General features: G+C 38.5%; 13 protein-coding genes. 1 reads left to right on the top strand and 12 read right to left on the bottom strand.

The genetic code is table 11. The features are described from left to right. Window positions 1–11: 11 nt before the first annotated feature. The 7 genes from ALPR1_RS12815 to ALPR1_RS12785 form a co-directional block, all read right to left on the bottom strand. A complete protein-coding gene (locus ALPR1_RS12815) occupies window positions 12–1,310 on the bottom strand; it encodes a dihydrolipoamide acetyltransferase family protein (RefSeq protein ID WP_008201250.1) in 1,299 nt (432 codons plus the stop codon). A gap of 94 nt (window positions 1,311–1,404) precedes the next feature. Then, entirely contained in the window at window positions 1,405–2,655 is a 1,251-nt protein-coding gene (locus ALPR1_RS12810; protein ID WP_008201248.1) for a competence/damage-inducible protein A, read from the bottom strand. A gap of 15 nt (window positions 2,656–2,670) precedes the next feature. Continuing rightward, window positions 2,671–3,456 carry an SDR family oxidoreductase gene (locus tag ALPR1_RS12805; protein ID WP_008201246.1) on the bottom strand — a complete coding sequence of 262 codons (786 nt, stop codon included), beginning with the start codon at window positions 3,454–3,456 and terminating at the stop codon, window positions 2,671–2,673. Window positions 3,457–3,459: 3 nt separating this feature from the next. Further along, the gene (locus ALPR1_RS12800; protein WP_008201244.1) at window positions 3,460–3,960 is read right to left on the bottom strand and encodes a dihydrofolate reductase; all 501 of its coding nucleotides are present in this window, start codon (window positions 3,958–3,960) and stop codon (window positions 3,460–3,462) included. Between the two features lie 71 nt (window positions 3,961–4,031). Beyond that, the gene (locus tag ALPR1_RS12795) at window positions 4,032–4,967 is read right to left on the bottom strand and encodes a DUF4412 domain-containing protein (protein ID WP_008201242.1); all 936 of its coding nucleotides are present in this window, start codon (window positions 4,965–4,967) and stop codon (window positions 4,032–4,034) included. Between the two features lie 78 nt (window positions 4,968–5,045). Beyond that, a complete protein-coding gene (gene fmt, locus ALPR1_RS12790) occupies window positions 5,046–5,975 on the bottom strand; it encodes a methionyl-tRNA formyltransferase (RefSeq protein WP_008201240.1) in 930 nt (309 codons plus the stop codon). Window positions 5,976–6,018: 43 nt separating this feature from the next. Then, a complete protein-coding gene (locus tag ALPR1_RS12785; protein WP_237701539.1) occupies window positions 6,019–7,149 on the bottom strand; it encodes an exo-beta-N-acetylmuramidase NamZ family protein in 1,131 nt (376 codons plus the stop codon). Window positions 7,150–7,248: 99 nt separating this feature from the next. Between ALPR1_RS12785 and ALPR1_RS12780 the strand changes: the two genes are divergently transcribed. Beyond that, on the top strand, window positions 7,249–8,466 hold the full coding sequence (locus ALPR1_RS12780) for an ABC transporter permease (protein ID WP_008201237.1): 1,218 nt from the start codon (window positions 7,249–7,251) through the stop codon (window positions 8,464–8,466). Here ALPR1_RS12780 and ALPR1_RS12775 read toward each other — a convergent pair. The 5 genes from ALPR1_RS12775 to hisD all read right to left on the bottom strand — a co-directional run bounded on the left by ALPR1_RS12775 (window position 8,444) and on the right by hisD (window position 13,895). Next, complete coding sequence (locus ALPR1_RS12775; protein ID WP_008201236.1) at window positions 8,444–9,196, bottom strand: polyprenol monophosphomannose synthase; 753 nt, start codon at window positions 9,194–9,196, stop codon at window positions 8,444–8,446. The two genes, ALPR1_RS12780 and ALPR1_RS12775, sit on opposite strands and share 23 nt — an antisense overlap. Before the next feature lie 338 nt (window positions 9,197–9,534). Continuing rightward, window positions 9,535–10,329, bottom strand: a complete 795-nt coding sequence (locus tag ALPR1_RS12770) for a tetratricopeptide repeat protein (protein WP_008201235.1) — start codon at window positions 10,327–10,329, stop codon at window positions 9,535–9,537. Window positions 10,330–10,425: 96 nt separating this feature from the next. Next, the gene (hisB, locus tag ALPR1_RS12765; protein ID WP_008201234.1) at window positions 10,426–11,523 is read right to left on the bottom strand and encodes a bifunctional histidinol-phosphatase/imidazoleglycerol-phosphate dehydratase HisB; all 1,098 of its coding nucleotides are present in this window, start codon (window positions 11,521–11,523) and stop codon (window positions 10,426–10,428) included. Window positions 11,524–11,541: 18 nt separating this feature from the next. Beyond that, a complete protein-coding gene (gene hisC / locus ALPR1_RS12760; RefSeq protein WP_008201233.1) occupies window positions 11,542–12,603 on the bottom strand; it encodes a histidinol-phosphate transaminase in 1,062 nt (353 codons plus the stop codon). Further along, a complete protein-coding gene (hisD, locus tag ALPR1_RS12755; RefSeq protein WP_008201232.1) occupies window positions 12,600–13,895 on the bottom strand; it encodes a histidinol dehydrogenase in 1,296 nt (431 codons plus the stop codon). The genes hisC and hisD overlap by 4 nt, the downstream gene beginning before the upstream one ends. Window positions 13,896–13,925: the final 30 nt, after the last annotated feature.

The raw sequence follows: 13,925 nt of genomic DNA, 5'->3' as shown, positions 1-13,925 counted from the left end.
GGTTTTAATTTTTATAGGGAAGTTTTTAAGTCAAATTCCTCAAGATAATCGGCTACTCTTTTCACAAACATTCCTCCCAAGGATCCATCTACCACCCTGTGGTCATAGGAGTGTGATAAGAACATTTTATGTCGAACTGCGATCACATCACCTGTAGGAGTTTCTACTACAGCTGGTTTCTTTACAATCGCTCCTACCGCCATAATTGCGACTTGTGGTTGCATGATGATTGGGGTCCCCATTACATTACCAAAGGATCCAACATTGGAAACGGTGTAAGTACCACCGCTTAAATCATCTGCATTTAGTTTGTTGTTTCTGGCGCGGTTTGCCAAATCATTTACCTGCTTAGAAATCCCAACTAGGTTTAACTGGTCAGCTTTCCTAATTACAGGAACAATAAGGTTTCCACTAGGTAGGGCAACCGCCATTCCAATATTGATGTCTTTTTTCTTGATGATTTTATCTCCATCGATAGAAATGTTAATCATCGGAAAATCACGAATTGCTTTGGCAATGGCCTCAATAAAGAATGGAGTATATGTGATTGACTCACCAAATTTCTCTCGGTAAGCCTGCTTATTCTTTTCTCTCCAAAGCACAATGTTTGTCATATCAGCCTCTACAAATGAGGTTACATGAGCTGAAGTCTTTTTAGAGTCGACCATTCTTTGCGCAATCATTTTGCGCATTCTATCCATTTCTATGATTTCATCTGATGCCGAAATGCTGACTTGCGCTTTCGGTTCCGAAATAGAGGGGATAGGGCTTTCTTCTTTCTGAGTGCTACCGGTTCTCTTATCTAAATAGGCCAGCATATCCTGTTTGGTGACTCTTCCATCTTTGCCAGTGCCAGGGATTTTCGAAAGCTCAGATTTAGATATATTTTCCTCTTTTGCTATGCTTTGGACAAGAGGTGAGTAGAATCTGTCATCCTCAACTGATTCATTGGAAAACGATTTTTCAGTTGAAATTAAAGTATCTGTATTGGCTGGCGCTGCAGCGATTAATTCTTCTTTTTCTTCTTTGGATTCTGAAGCAACAGGGGAATTTGGTGTTTCTACCTCATTCTCTGTTTCGATGATTGCAATAGGGGCTCCTACAGCAACAACATCTCCCTCTTTGGCAAGAATTTTTTTCAATACTCCAGGATGGGTTGCCGGGACTTCTGTATCCACTTTGTCAGTGGCTACTTCTAATACCGATTCATCCTGCTCTATAGTTTCACCTTCTTTTTTTAGCCAACCCAGAATGGTGCCTTCTATGATACTTTCGCCCATTTTGGGCATTAGCATTTCTACACTTGCCATAACTGTCTAAATAATTATATTGGGTTAATTTTCAGCTTTTAAAATTAAATTTTAATAACTATCAATACAAGTCTTTAATAAAAAACTTTATTTGCTAATTCTTTGAAAAACAAATTCTAAATAAGTTTAACACCGCTACTGCTGTCAATTGGATATTGAGCATCCTGTCTTGAGTGAGTTGTAGTTTTTTAGTTTCTACAAACCCATCACCGGCGCATGCAATCCATATAGTACCAACAGGTTTTGTTTCTGTTCCTCCATCTGGACCAGCGATCCCGCTGCTCGCCAGTCCGAAATCTGACTGAAAGAGCTTTTTAACTCCTTGAGACATTTCAATGACCGTTTCTTCACTCACAGCTCCATGCTTTTCCAGAGTCTCTTTTTTTACTTCTATTACCTCTTGTTTAAACTGGTTGTGGTAAGGTACGACGGCCCCCTGGAAATAGGAACTACTACCTGGTACACTGGTCACAAGATGTGAAATATATCCTCCGGTACAGCTTTCAGCCAAAGCTAGGGTTTTATTACTTTTCTTCAAAAGCTTGCCAATCGCAGTTTCAAGGGTTTCTTCATTATATCCATAGACATACTGATCAATTTGGGGTAGGACTAAATTGATCTGATCCTGAATCTCTTGGTTCAATTTTTCTGTATCGGAACCAAAACCAGTGAGTCTCAATTTGACATGACCCAAGGAAGGTAAATAAGCCAAGCGGATATGATCTGGTAATGCGTTTTCCCAATCCCTAATTAGATCTGCAAGCCAACTTTCACCTATGCCTACTGTTTTTATCACTTGGTGAACTATAACGGGTAGGGAGAAAATCTCAGGCAGTTTAGGAAGTACAAAATCATTCATGAGCTTTTTCATCTCATGGGGTACTCCCGGCATAGACATCCAATAAGTATTCTTTTCTTCAAACCACATTCCTGGAGCTGTTCCAACCACATTTGGAACGTAGATACAACATGCGGGAAGATGACCTTGTAGAATATTCAATGGTGTGATTTCTCGCCCTCTTTTCTTGAAAAACTCGGTAACTGCTGCTACAGCCTCTGGATTTTCTACAATTGGGCAATCAAAGAACTCTGCCATCAATGGTTTGGTCAAATCGTCTTGTGTTGGACCCAGACCACCGGTGATCAAGACCAGATCCGCACGTTTTTCAGCTTCTGCAAAGGCTTTTAAGATGTCTTCTCTATTATCTCCTACAGTGGTTCTCCTGACAACCCTAACGCCTCTTAAATCTAATTCCTGACTGATCCAATGGCTATTGGTGTCAATGATTTGGCCATAGAGTAATTCATCTCCAATGGCAATGATTTCAGCTTTTACTGGGCTCATACAGGTATATGTGTGTTATCTAACTTTGGCTTTTTGAAGTATTTTTGAAAAGATTCCTGGAACGAATCTTTTTAAGTAAATGGCCATTACTTCCTTTCCACCTATATAAATTTCTTCTTTTCTCCCTTTTATTCCTTTGAAAATCTTCTCTGCACACTTTTCCGCACTCATACCATTAGCCTGTGCATCATCCATTTGATTTAGGGGTTTCCCATCCCCAGTAACTGCATTGACAGAAACATTGGTTTTGATGAAACCCGGACAAATCATGGTTACAGCTACGTTATCCGCAAAGTGCTCAGCTCTTACGGAATCAAAATAGCCATGAAGAGCATGTTTGGAAGCAGCATAGGAAGAACGATAAGGAGAACCTATTATTCCTACTAATGAACTGGTCACAGCAAAATGCCCAGACTTCCTTTCTTTAAAGTGGGAGAGAAGTGCTTTGGTAAGGATGATGGTGCCAAAATAATTGACTTCCATGATTTTCCGATCCACCTCAATCTCAGTCTCCATTGCTAAGGAACGTTGGCTTATGCCGCCGTTATGAAACATGACGTCAATATGTCCAAAAAACTGAATGGCTTGCTCAGTTTTAGAAGGAAGGGAATCAGCTTCAGCTAAGTCCAAAGGAAGAATGGCACAATCTTCAGGATATTGACATTCACTTTTGACCTTTTCTAGCTCCTTCTCTTTTCTAGAGGAAAGAACTATAGCATAACCTTCTTTTGAGAATTTTTTAGCTGTTGCAGCTCCTATTCCTGAAGATGCTCCAGTAATCCAAATGACTGGTTTCTTCATGATTTAGGGATTAATTCTTTCGTAATTAATAAAGGAAAATGGGTGTTGGTTTATCTCGTCTGATGGAAAAGACTCTTTGCTAACGATTTTCCATGTGTTTTTGTCGATTTCAGGAAAGTAAGTGTCTCCAACCGGCGTAGCATCTACTTCTGTAATGAGTAATTCGTCCGCTATGGAAATGGTTTGCTTATAAATTTCGCCCCCTCCAATCACGTAGAGTTTTTCAATGCCTAATTTGTTACAATAAATAAAGGCATCTTCTACATTTTCAAATAGGTGATGTCCTTCTGGCACTTTATAATTTTTATTTCTACTAATGACTAGGTGAGTTCTATTTGGTAAGGGTTTACCCAATGATTCAAAAGTCTTCCTTCCCATCAAAATATAGTTTCCGGAAGTAATTGCTTTAAACCGTTTGAAGTCAGTTGGGATTTTCCAAACCAAATCATTTCCTTTTCCAATAACACCGTTTTTCGCAACAGCCGCGATCAGAGATATCCACATAACAAAAAACACTTCTTTCCCTTGAAGATAATATGCTTTAAGTCGCTAAAAAATAAAAAATCGGACTTGCTTTATTTTTGTTTTGCTTGAGTCATTACGTTAGGATAATCACTTACCAAAAAGGTGACTGGTTCTGAGTCATTTATCTCAATAACATTCATTTCTACTGTGGACCCATCATCAGAAGAGGTAAATGTCATTTCCATAAAGTTTCCTTGAGGAAAGTCTTTGAAATACTCTGCATAGCTACTTTGATTTCTTCCTGAAACAAAAGGACTATTCGAACCCCAAAAAGAAGTATAACCGCCAATAGGTTCGGAGGTAACCCAATATTTACCTTCTCCATCTTTGCTTTTTACATGATATTCTTCACATGCATATCCCAAAATGTCTTTGGTATTACCTGTTTTTTCAATTAGCAACTCATCGTCCTCCATCGGATCTGCAGCATTTTCCATCGCTTCAGCTGCTACCTCATTAATATCTAGTTTATAGGCAAAACTGTTCTTTTCACCATCATTATCCATTAACAATACAGAAGCTTGATTGGGAATATCATAAATCATGGTCATAACCGACTCAGGCTTTTTTGGGTCCACGATCTCAATTCCAGTATAATCTGATGATTTTGCGAGGAAGGACTTCATTCTGGTAGGATCCATCTCTTTACCTTTCTTGTTGGTGGAAGTCATCTCCAGAATCACATTGCCAAAAAATTCATATTGATCTGCGGTATTCACTTCTTCTCCTAACCCTTTCATGATAGAACTCATGTCTATAGAAACAGGATTACTTGAATCTTCATCGTCACCAAAAAGGCCTTCCAGCTGCTTTTCCAACTGCTTTTGAACCATTTTATTGGCTTCTTTCTCTACCTTTTTTTCTATTGCTTTTTCGGCACCGCGACTAGCAGCTTTCTTAATTTTATTAATAAACTGGGCCTCGGCTAATTGAGCTGAAAAAAATAGAACTAGCGAGAATAGGATTGTTTTGATAGAAACTTTCATAATCGATTTGGTGAAAATTGTGTTACCTACTAATATAATTCAATATCCTAAAAATCAAAGAGATAAAAAACTTTTAAGTTAATTTCCAGCAAGTTTATACCCACGTAGAAAGTCTTCAATTCCCATTCTTTTTTTGCCCTCCAGTTGTATTTCAATAAGCTCTAAAACACCATCGCCAGTCTGGAACTTCAAATACGTTTTACCGTCACTTTCATATTGCCCTGGAGAAAGTGGGCTTTTATCAGTTGAATATTTCGTTTTGAATACCTTGCATATTTTGTCATCTAAGATGAACCATGCTGCAGGGTAGGGAGAAAGTCCTCTAACCAGGTTGTGAATTTTTACTGCTGAATCGTTCCAGTCAATTTTGCCTGTTTCTTTAAAGATTTTTGGGGCATGATGGATTGCTTTGGTTTCATCTTGAGGAAGTGGGGTCACTTCATCTTTAGCGATGGATTCGACAGTCTTTAAAACCAATTCGGACCCTTTAGTCATTAACTTTGAATAAACTGATCCTAGATCGTCTTCTTCTAAAATGGAGACTTTTTCCTGGTAAATAATACTTCCTGTATCGATCTCATGCTTCAAGAAAAAAGTAGTGACTCCGGTTTCTTTTTCCCCGTTGATGATAGCCCAGTTGATCGGCGCTGCACCACGATAATTTGGAAGCAATGAAGCGTGTAAATTAAATGTACCCATAGGAGGCATACTCCAAACGGATTCAGGCAGCATTCTGAAGGCTACCACAATTTGTAAGTCAGCTTTTAGACTTTTTAACTCCTCCTGAAAATCAGGTGATTTAAGATTAGTAGGTTGAAGTACCTTGATGTCGTGTTTAAGTGCTGCCTCCTTTACTGGAGAAAAAATCATTTTTTGGCCTCTGCCTTTTGGTTTGTCGGGTGCTGTAATCACTGCGATCACATCCCAACCATGATTTACAAGGTTTTCCAATGCCGGAACTGCAAATTCCGGAGTACCCATATATATGATTTTCAAGTTCTTGTTCATGTCAATTAATTGTTTCCAGCTTTGTCTAAATTTTTATCGGTTTTTAATCCTGATAAATCAGATAGGCTGCTCTTAGTTTTTTGTATTGAGCCAAATCCTCAGCCCAGCTCGCTTTGATTTCAGTCTCGGTTTTACCAGCTAGAATCTGTTTTTTAAGTTCGTCTGTTCCTGCAAGGGTATTAAAATAATTTGTAAAAAAATCAGCACCTTTTCCAGATTTATGAAATGCGTCTAGAAGGTAAGAAAGCGTCATCTGGCTACTCATGGGTTTTTGTCTTAAATCAACTCCATAACAAGCCTGATCCTGATATCTAGGGGATTTTGCCATTCCAGGGATACTTACTGGAGTAAAGATGAAATCCCCGAATTTTTTATCAGGATAACCATAAACCTGAAAAGGGAAATGTGTACCTCTACCTAAAGAAATAACGGTTCCTTCAAAAAAACAGGTACTTGGGTATAGCCTTACGGAAAGGTCGTTTGGTAAATTGGGAGAAGGTTTAACCGGTAAAAAATAAGAAGTGCTATGAGTCCAGTTTTTAACTGGAATGACTTGTAAGTCACAAGTAATTCCTCCCTTCAACCATTTTTCTCCATTGATCATTTTGGCTAATTCACCTACAGTCAACCCATGTACAACAGGGATCGGGTGCATCCCCACAAAACTTTCGAAGCCCCTTTTCAAAACCGGCCCATCTATATAATCTCCGTTTGGGTTGGGTCTATCAAATATCATAACCTCAACATTATTTTCAGCAGCTGCTTCCATGATATTGTGCATGGTGCTGATATAGGTATAGAATCGAGTCCCAACATCCTGAAGATCGAAAATAATAATATCCAAATCCTTCACCTGACTTGCCGAAGGCTTTCTGTTTGTACCATAGATAGAAATAATTGGAAGGCCTGTTTTTTGGTCTACTGTATTGTCTACCTTTTCCCCTGCATCTGCGTCACCTCTGAAGCCATGCTCAGGAGTAAAAACCTTTTTTAAGGAAACTCCTTTTTCAAGTAGAAAATCAACTACATGCTGGTTTTGCTTGCTCGGCATGATGCTAGTTTGATTAGCTACTATCCCTACCTTTTTTCCGGTTAGGTTTTCCAAATACAAATTTGGCTGTTCAGCCCCTGTTAAAATCTCGGTATTTTGGGCAGCCAAAGGAGAGATAGTCATGAAAAATAAGAGTAGAATGCTCAAAAATTTAGTAAAGGATGAGAGAATCATTTGGTTCATGCTATTTTGCGATCTATTAGAACAAATTAAAGCAGTCCTTTGAACCTTTCCTATTTCATTGCTAAAAGAATCAGCTTCAAAAGAGCCGGTGGTTTTTCAGCAACTATTCATAAAATAGCTGTTGGCAGTTTAGCTATGGGCCTAGCTGTGTCCATTCTTTCTTTCATGGTCTTAGGGGGATTTCAAACGACCGTTTCTGACAAGGTTTATGGTTTTACTGGTCATTATCAAGTCCAGCGATTTACCATGAGTAATGCTTTTGAAGAAGCCCCTTTTTCACTCAATAGTGTATTTGCGCAAGAATACGGCCAGTTACCATTTGTGAAGAAAGTACAGTCTTTTGCTCACAAAGCCGCCTTAATTAAAGGGGAAGATGAAGTGGAAGGTATTTTGGTCAAAGGGATTTCCCATGATTTTGATACGCTCGCTTTTCAAAAATATATTAAGGAAGGTCGAATGCTGAGAGTTCCTGAGGAAGGAACAAGTAATGAGGTGCTCTTGAGTAAGAATATTGCCAATAAGCTTTTGGTAAAGGTTGGTGATAAATTGACTTTCTATTTTGTTCAAGAGCCACCAAGATTTAGGAGAGTAGAGGTAGTCGGTATTTTCGAAACTTATTTAGAAAACTTTGATGAGAAAATTGTCATTGGTGAATTGCAGACCATTAGAAATCTCAATGGCTGGACCAAAGATCAAGTAGGGGGACTGGAAGTTTTTGTTGAGGATAGTAAAGAAATTGACAGCTACAGCCCTCAGCTGGAAAAAGTCATGGATTTTGACTTGAAGTTGGTCGCCAGTAAAGATAAGTTTTTGGAGATTTTTGATTGGCTGACATTACTGGACACCAATGTGTATGTTTTTGTTGGACTGATTTCGTTTGTTGCTGTTTTCAATATGGGAGCAATCCTTTTTATCCTGATAATGGAGAGAACTCAAATGATTGGTTTACTCAAAGCCATGGGAACAAGGAACAAGCAAATCAGAAGTATTTTCTTTTTTAATGGCATGAATATTTTGGCCAGAGGTTTGGTCATAGGTAATGCCATTGGGTTGGGATTTGGAGTATTGCAGGACACATTCAAACTTATCCCATTGGATCCAGCAAGTTATTACATGTCTTATGTGCCTATTGAATGGAATTGGCCTATAATCATTTACTTGAACCTGGGGATAATTTTTCTAACAGCCTTGGTATTGCTGATTCCAGTTATGGTGATTTCTAGAGTTGACCCTATTAAATCGATCCGCTTTGATTAAGCTTATATGGAGAGAAAATGCTTTTTATTTTCATCCATATCACGCCAAAAACAGCTTCTTTAAATATCCCTGAACTCATTTTGGATAAACCTTTGGTACGATCTGTAAAAATTATCGGAACCTCAGTCAGCTTAAACCCAAGTTTCCAGGCCGTGAATTTCATTTCAATTTGGAAGGCATAACCTATAAATTTCACTTCCTTTAAATTAATGCCTTCAAGGACACTTCTATGGTAGCATTTAAAACCTGCAGTCGCATCTTTGATAGGTAGGCCAGTAATGAATTTGACATATACACTGGCAAAATAAGACATTAAAACCCTCCCAATAGGCCAATTGACCACATTAACACCCGTGATGTAGCGAGAGCCTATAGCCATATCAAATTCTCTATTAGCGCAAGCTTCGTACAAACGGATCAAATCATTAGGGTTATGAGAAAAGTCGCAGTCCATCTCAAAAATGAAATCAAAATCATTTTTTAAGGCCCATTGAAAACCTTCTAAATAGGCGGTGCCGAGGCCAAGTTTCCCAGGTCTTTGGAGAAGGTTAATTCTTTCGGAGTAAACCTCTTGATTTTTTTTGACAATCTCTGCAGTGCCGTCCGGTGACCCATCGTCAATAACCATCAGGAAAAATTCACCAGGTAATTCCATCACAGCGGTGATCATATCCTGAATGTTTTCCTTTTCGTTATAGGTAGGGATGATGACGAGTTTGCGGTGCTTCATTGTTTGGGTAAAAGCTCAAAAGTAAGGTTTAAGGTTGGTTTTTGAAGCTACGAATGGATTAATTTTACCCAGCCCTTTTTTTTATTTAATTTTTTCAATGATGATTGCAATAATGAGTACCATTTCCTGAGGAAATCTGATTCTAATTCTGTTGAGAGACATAAAATCCTATAATGAATCTTGGATTTTATTCTTTTCTAGCCTTGGCATGAAACTACTACATGGCTTGGAAAAATCAGATTGTTTTACAGCCTTAAAAATGTAGAATAATCTAGGGTAAATAGTAGGGGAGAATAAGTCAATTCAAATTACTATGAAGCAGAAAAGTTTAAAATAAACTAGATACAGACTTCTCTTTGGTCTTGGGCGTAAATACTCCCTTTATTTGCTGCCTCTTGTAAAATTTGACAACCTTCAGGGTTTCCCATCATGGCCAAGACATATCCTTTTTTGGCTAAGGCTTCTACATGGTTTGGCTTCTTTTTTAGAACCTCCTCAAAGTCTTCCAGTGCATATAAAAGATACCCTGCCTTCATATAAGCGAAGCCTCTGTTATAGCGACCGACGATTTGGTCAGGCTCATATCGAACGTAGGAATTAAATGATGCCGCACAACCCAATACATCCCCTCTCATAGCTCTTGACATTCCTTCGTAATAATAGATCTTAGCAAACTTAGGGTTGATTTCTTTCGCTTTTTTAAGGAAGCTCTCAGCGGATTCATATTTGCCAGTCATCAGGCGTGTCCTCCCCAAAAGAAAAAGGATGTCAAAATCCTCTGGCTCCATGGAAGCAGCTCTTAAAACATAGGTTTCAGCTCTTTCATAGTCTTTCATCTCAAAATAAAGCTTTCCTAAGCCTGCATAAGCTTGGGCATAATCTTCATCAAGGGCTATGATTCTTTCATAATCTTTGATTGACTTTCCTATTTCTCCGAGCTCCTCATAACACCTGGCTCTCATGTGGTAAGCCTTTAAGTCTGTGACATGGAAAAACAGGTAGGAATTAAGTTCATCTAGTGCTTCCTCATATTCTTGATTTTCATATAAAGCTTCAATGCTTTGGATATCTGAAGAACAGGCAGAGAATAAAACTACTATCGAAATAGTTAATATATGTAAAAGTCGTTTCATAACTAAAAGAAACAAAAAAATAGGATTAGGAAAAATTATTTATGTGAATTTTTCCTAATCCTAAGGTGTTAATTTTCAGGTGTTAAAATTGGCTACCTATAGCATGCCTTTCGTGCTCGGCAATTGATTGATGTTTTTGGTATCTATTTGAACTGCCATTTTTATGGCTCGAGCCAATCCTTTAAAGATAGCTTCAATTTTATGGTGCTCATTGGTGCCTTCAGCCTTAATATTCAAATTGCACTTGGAAGAGTCTGAGAATGATTTAAAGAAGTGATAAAACATTTCTGTGGGCATATCACCAACTTTTTCTCTTTTGAATTCGGCATCCCAAACAATCCATGGCCTTCCTCCAAAGTCAATAGCTACTTGAGCCAAAACATCATCCATTGGTAATAAAAAGCCATACCTATAAATGCCCTTTTTGTCACTCAATGCTTTGAGGTAAGCTTCTCCTAATGCAATAGCTGTGTCCTCAATGGTATGATGTTCGTCAATATGTAAATCACCGTTTACCTTGATTTCCAAGTCCGTACTCCCATGCTTTCCTAATTGCTCGAGCATATGGTCGAAGAAATGTAATCCTGTTTTTATATCACAGTTGCCACTTCCATCCAGATTAAGCTTGATGAATATATCAGTCTCAGAGGTTTTTCTTTTCACCTCTGCCTGACGTGGAGGCATCTTTAAGAAATTGAAAATTTCATCCCAATCAGTACTGCAGAAAGTAGCCGATTCATGATTCTCTCCAATAAAAATAGATTTGGAACCTAGATTTTTGGCAAGTTGAACATCCGTAGCGCGATCTCCAATGACGAAGCTATTCGCCAAATCATATTCCTCAGAGAAATAAGAGGTCAAAAGTCCTGTATTCGGCTTTCGGGTAGGTGCATTTTCATGCTCAAAGGTTTTGTCGACATGAATGGCTTTGAAGAAAATATTCTCCTGTTCCAATGTCTTAAGCATCTTAAACTGTGCAGGCCAAAATGTGTTTTCAGGGAAAGAATCTGTACCTAAACCATCTTGATTTGTAACCATTACTAGTTCAAAATCAGTCTCTTCAGCTAATTTTCTTAGGTTGGAAATGGCCTTCGGTAAGAACTCAAGCTTTTCTAAACTATCAACTTGAAAATCGGTGGGCGGTTCTTTGATGATGGTCCCATCTCGGTCTATAAACAGTACTTTCTTTTTCATCAATTCTGAATAATAGGTTTAAATAATTTTTGAGGATACCTTTTCTAATGCGTCCAAAAAAGCAATGTTTTCTTCACGCGTTCCAACAGAAATCCGCAAGCAATCTTCACATAACAAGACTTTTGCTCTATTTCTAACAATAACCTTTCTTTCAATCAATTCATTATAGATTTGAGTTGCATGAGGCATCTTTACTAAAAGGAAGTTTGCCTGAGATGGGAATATTTTTTGGACGAAAGGGAATTGTATCAGCTTGTCTTCCAGGTAATCCCTTTCTTCCAAGATATCAGTAATCATTCTGTTTACTTTCTCCAGATTTCCCAATGCCTCCAAAACAGTTTCCTGAGTCAATCCTGAAATGTTATAGGGAGGTTTGATTTTATTTAAAATCGAAATGATTTCCTTCGAGGCAAAAGCCATTCCTAATCGCAAAGAAGCTAAACCCCAAGCTTTGGAGAATGTCTGCATCACCAGTAGATTTGGATTTTCGTCCAATTCAGTAATGAAACTCGGCTCGTCACTGAAGTCAATATATGCTTCATCAACCACTACAACACCCGTGAAATTTTTGATTAGAAACAGTATGTCCTCTCTTTTCACCTTGTTACCACTAGGGTTATTTGGTGAGCAAACGAAAATAATCTTCGTATTACCATCAACCTTTTCTAGTATTTTTTTTGGTTGAAGCTGAAAATCTTCCGTGAGAGCAACTTTCCGGGTTTCTACATCATTAATAGCCGCACTTACCTCATACATTCCATAGGTAGGAGGGAGTAAAATCACATTATCTTTTCCTGGGTTACAAAGAGCACGGAATAGCAAGTCTATGGCTTCGTCAGATCCATTACCCAAGAAAATCTGATCAGGGGCAATTCCCTTGATTTCAGACAACTTTGATTTTAAATCTATTTGGTAGGGATCGGGATACCGGTTGTGATTTCCATCAGTAACTGATCCATATGGGTTTTCATTAGCATCTAGAAAAACACCTATCTTTCCTGTATACTCATCTCTAGCAGAAGTATAAGGAGCAATTGTAAGTATATGAGGTCTAAGTAATTTATTTAGGTTAAAGCTCATTTCTTATTGTTTTTCAAATAGTTAAGCCTAATGCTTACTGCGTTTTTATGTGCGTCCAACAACTCATTTGCTGCCATCACCTCAATCGTTGGGCCTAGGGATTGTATTCCCTTTGCAGTTATTTTTTGATAAGTAATCTTTTTGATAAAGCTATCCAGAGAAACTCCACTGTAGCTCCTTGCATATCCATAAGTTGGTAAGGTGTGATTAGTTCCAGAGGCATAATCTCCAGCAGATTCTGGAGTGAAATCACCAATAAAAACAGAGCCTGCATTTACGATTTCATTGACTACTTCATCTTCATTCTCCAGTGCAATTATCAAATGTTCTGGAGCATAGTCATTGATCAAAGCGATGGCTTGTTCCTGATCTTCCATTACAACTGCAACAGAGTTTTTAAGTGCCTTGAGTGCAATGTCTTTTCTTGGCAATTCTTCCACTTGCTCCTCAATCTCTGATAAAACCTGTTTGGCGAATTTTTTTGATTTACAGACCAAAACTACTTGGCTATCTACCCCGTGTTCTGCTTGTGAAAGTAAATCAGCCGCAACGAAGGCAGGATTAGCAGTGTCATCCACATAAACCAAAACTTCGGATGGTCCAGCAGGCATATCTATGGCCACTCCAAAACCGGTGGCAAGTTGCTTGGCTGCAGTTACATACTGGTTTCCCGGACCAAATATTTTATCCACTTTTGGGACTGTTTCAGTGCCAAAAGTCATAGCTGCAATGGCTTGAGCTCCACCTGCTTTTACGATTTTGGTAATACCGACTAAGTTGGCTGTAAATAAAATCGCTGGGTGGATATTTCCATCCCGATCAGGGGGAGAGCAAAGAACTATCTCTTTACACCCTGCAATTACCGCTGGGATTCCCAACATCAATACCGTACTAAAGAGGGGGGCAGTGCCGCCGGGAATGTACAAACCCACTTTTTGAATAGGCATGCTTTTACGTCTACAAATGACGCCTGGCATAACTTCCTCTACTAATTCCTCACTTACCTGAGCTTTATGAAATCGCTCAATATTTTTCTTGGCTACTTGGATAGCATCAATCAACTCTGGAGATAGCTTGGCTTTTGAAGCATTGATTTCAGCTTCTGAAACCAATAATTCCTCCAGCTGGACATGATCATATTCCAATGCAAATTTCAAAAGGGATTTATCTCCATTTCGTCTAACTTTTCTTAAAATTGGTTTGACGATTTTATTGATTTGCTTGGACTTTTGAACAGGTCTAGCGAGTTTTTTAGACCAAGTCTCAGGCGCTGGGTTTTTAAGGATTTTCATAAAAACAGATTTCTTGGAGAATTACTTTTA

Origin of the sequence: Algoriphagus machipongonensis (assembly GCF_000166275.1) — a bacterium.
Lineage (GTDB): Bacteria > Bacteroidota > Bacteroidia > Cytophagales > Cyclobacteriaceae > Algoriphagus > Algoriphagus machipongonensis.
Note: the sequence above shows the minus strand (reverse complement) of the source record. Positions and strands in the feature narration are given on the sequence as shown.

Coding starts and splice junctions, on each gene's coding strand:
- fmt (WP_008201240.1), bottom strand. CDS start 5,975: ATGAACAAGAACTTGAAAATCATATATATGGGTACTCCGGAATTTGCA.
- ALPR1_RS12785 (WP_237701539.1), bottom strand. CDS start 7,149: ATGACTATCTCTCCTTTGGCTGCCCAAAATACCGAGATTTTAACAGGG.
- hisB (WP_008201234.1), bottom strand. CDS start 11,523: ATGAAAAAGAAAGTACTGTTTATAGACCGAGATGGGACCATCATCAAA.
- ALPR1_RS12815 (WP_008201250.1), bottom strand. CDS start 1,310: ATGGCAAGTGTAGAAATGCTAATGCCCAAAATGGGCGAAAGTATCATA.
- ALPR1_RS12810 (WP_008201248.1), bottom strand. CDS start 2,655: ATGAGCCCAGTAAAAGCTGAAATCATTGCCATTGGAGATGAATTACTC.
- ALPR1_RS12800 (WP_008201244.1), bottom strand. CDS start 3,960: ATGTGGATATCTCTGATCGCGGCTGTTGCGAAAAACGGTGTTATTGGA.
- ALPR1_RS12805 (WP_008201246.1), bottom strand. CDS start 3,456: ATGAAGAAACCAGTCATTTGGATTACTGGAGCATCTTCAGGAATAGGA.
- ALPR1_RS12795 (WP_008201242.1), bottom strand. CDS start 4,967: ATGAAAGTTTCTATCAAAACAATCCTATTCTCGCTAGTTCTATTTTTT.
- ALPR1_RS12775 (WP_008201236.1), bottom strand. CDS start 9,196: ATGAAGCACCGCAAACTCGTCATCATCCCTACCTATAACGAAAAGGAA.
- hisD (WP_008201232.1), bottom strand. CDS start 13,895: ATGAAAATCCTTAAAAACCCAGCGCCTGAGACTTGGTCTAAAAAACTC.
- ALPR1_RS12770 (WP_008201235.1), bottom strand. CDS start 10,329: ATGAAACGACTTTTACATATATTAACTATTTCGATAGTAGTTTTATTC.
- hisC (WP_008201233.1), bottom strand. CDS start 12,603: ATGAGCTTTAACCTAAATAAATTACTTAGACCTCATATACTTACAATT.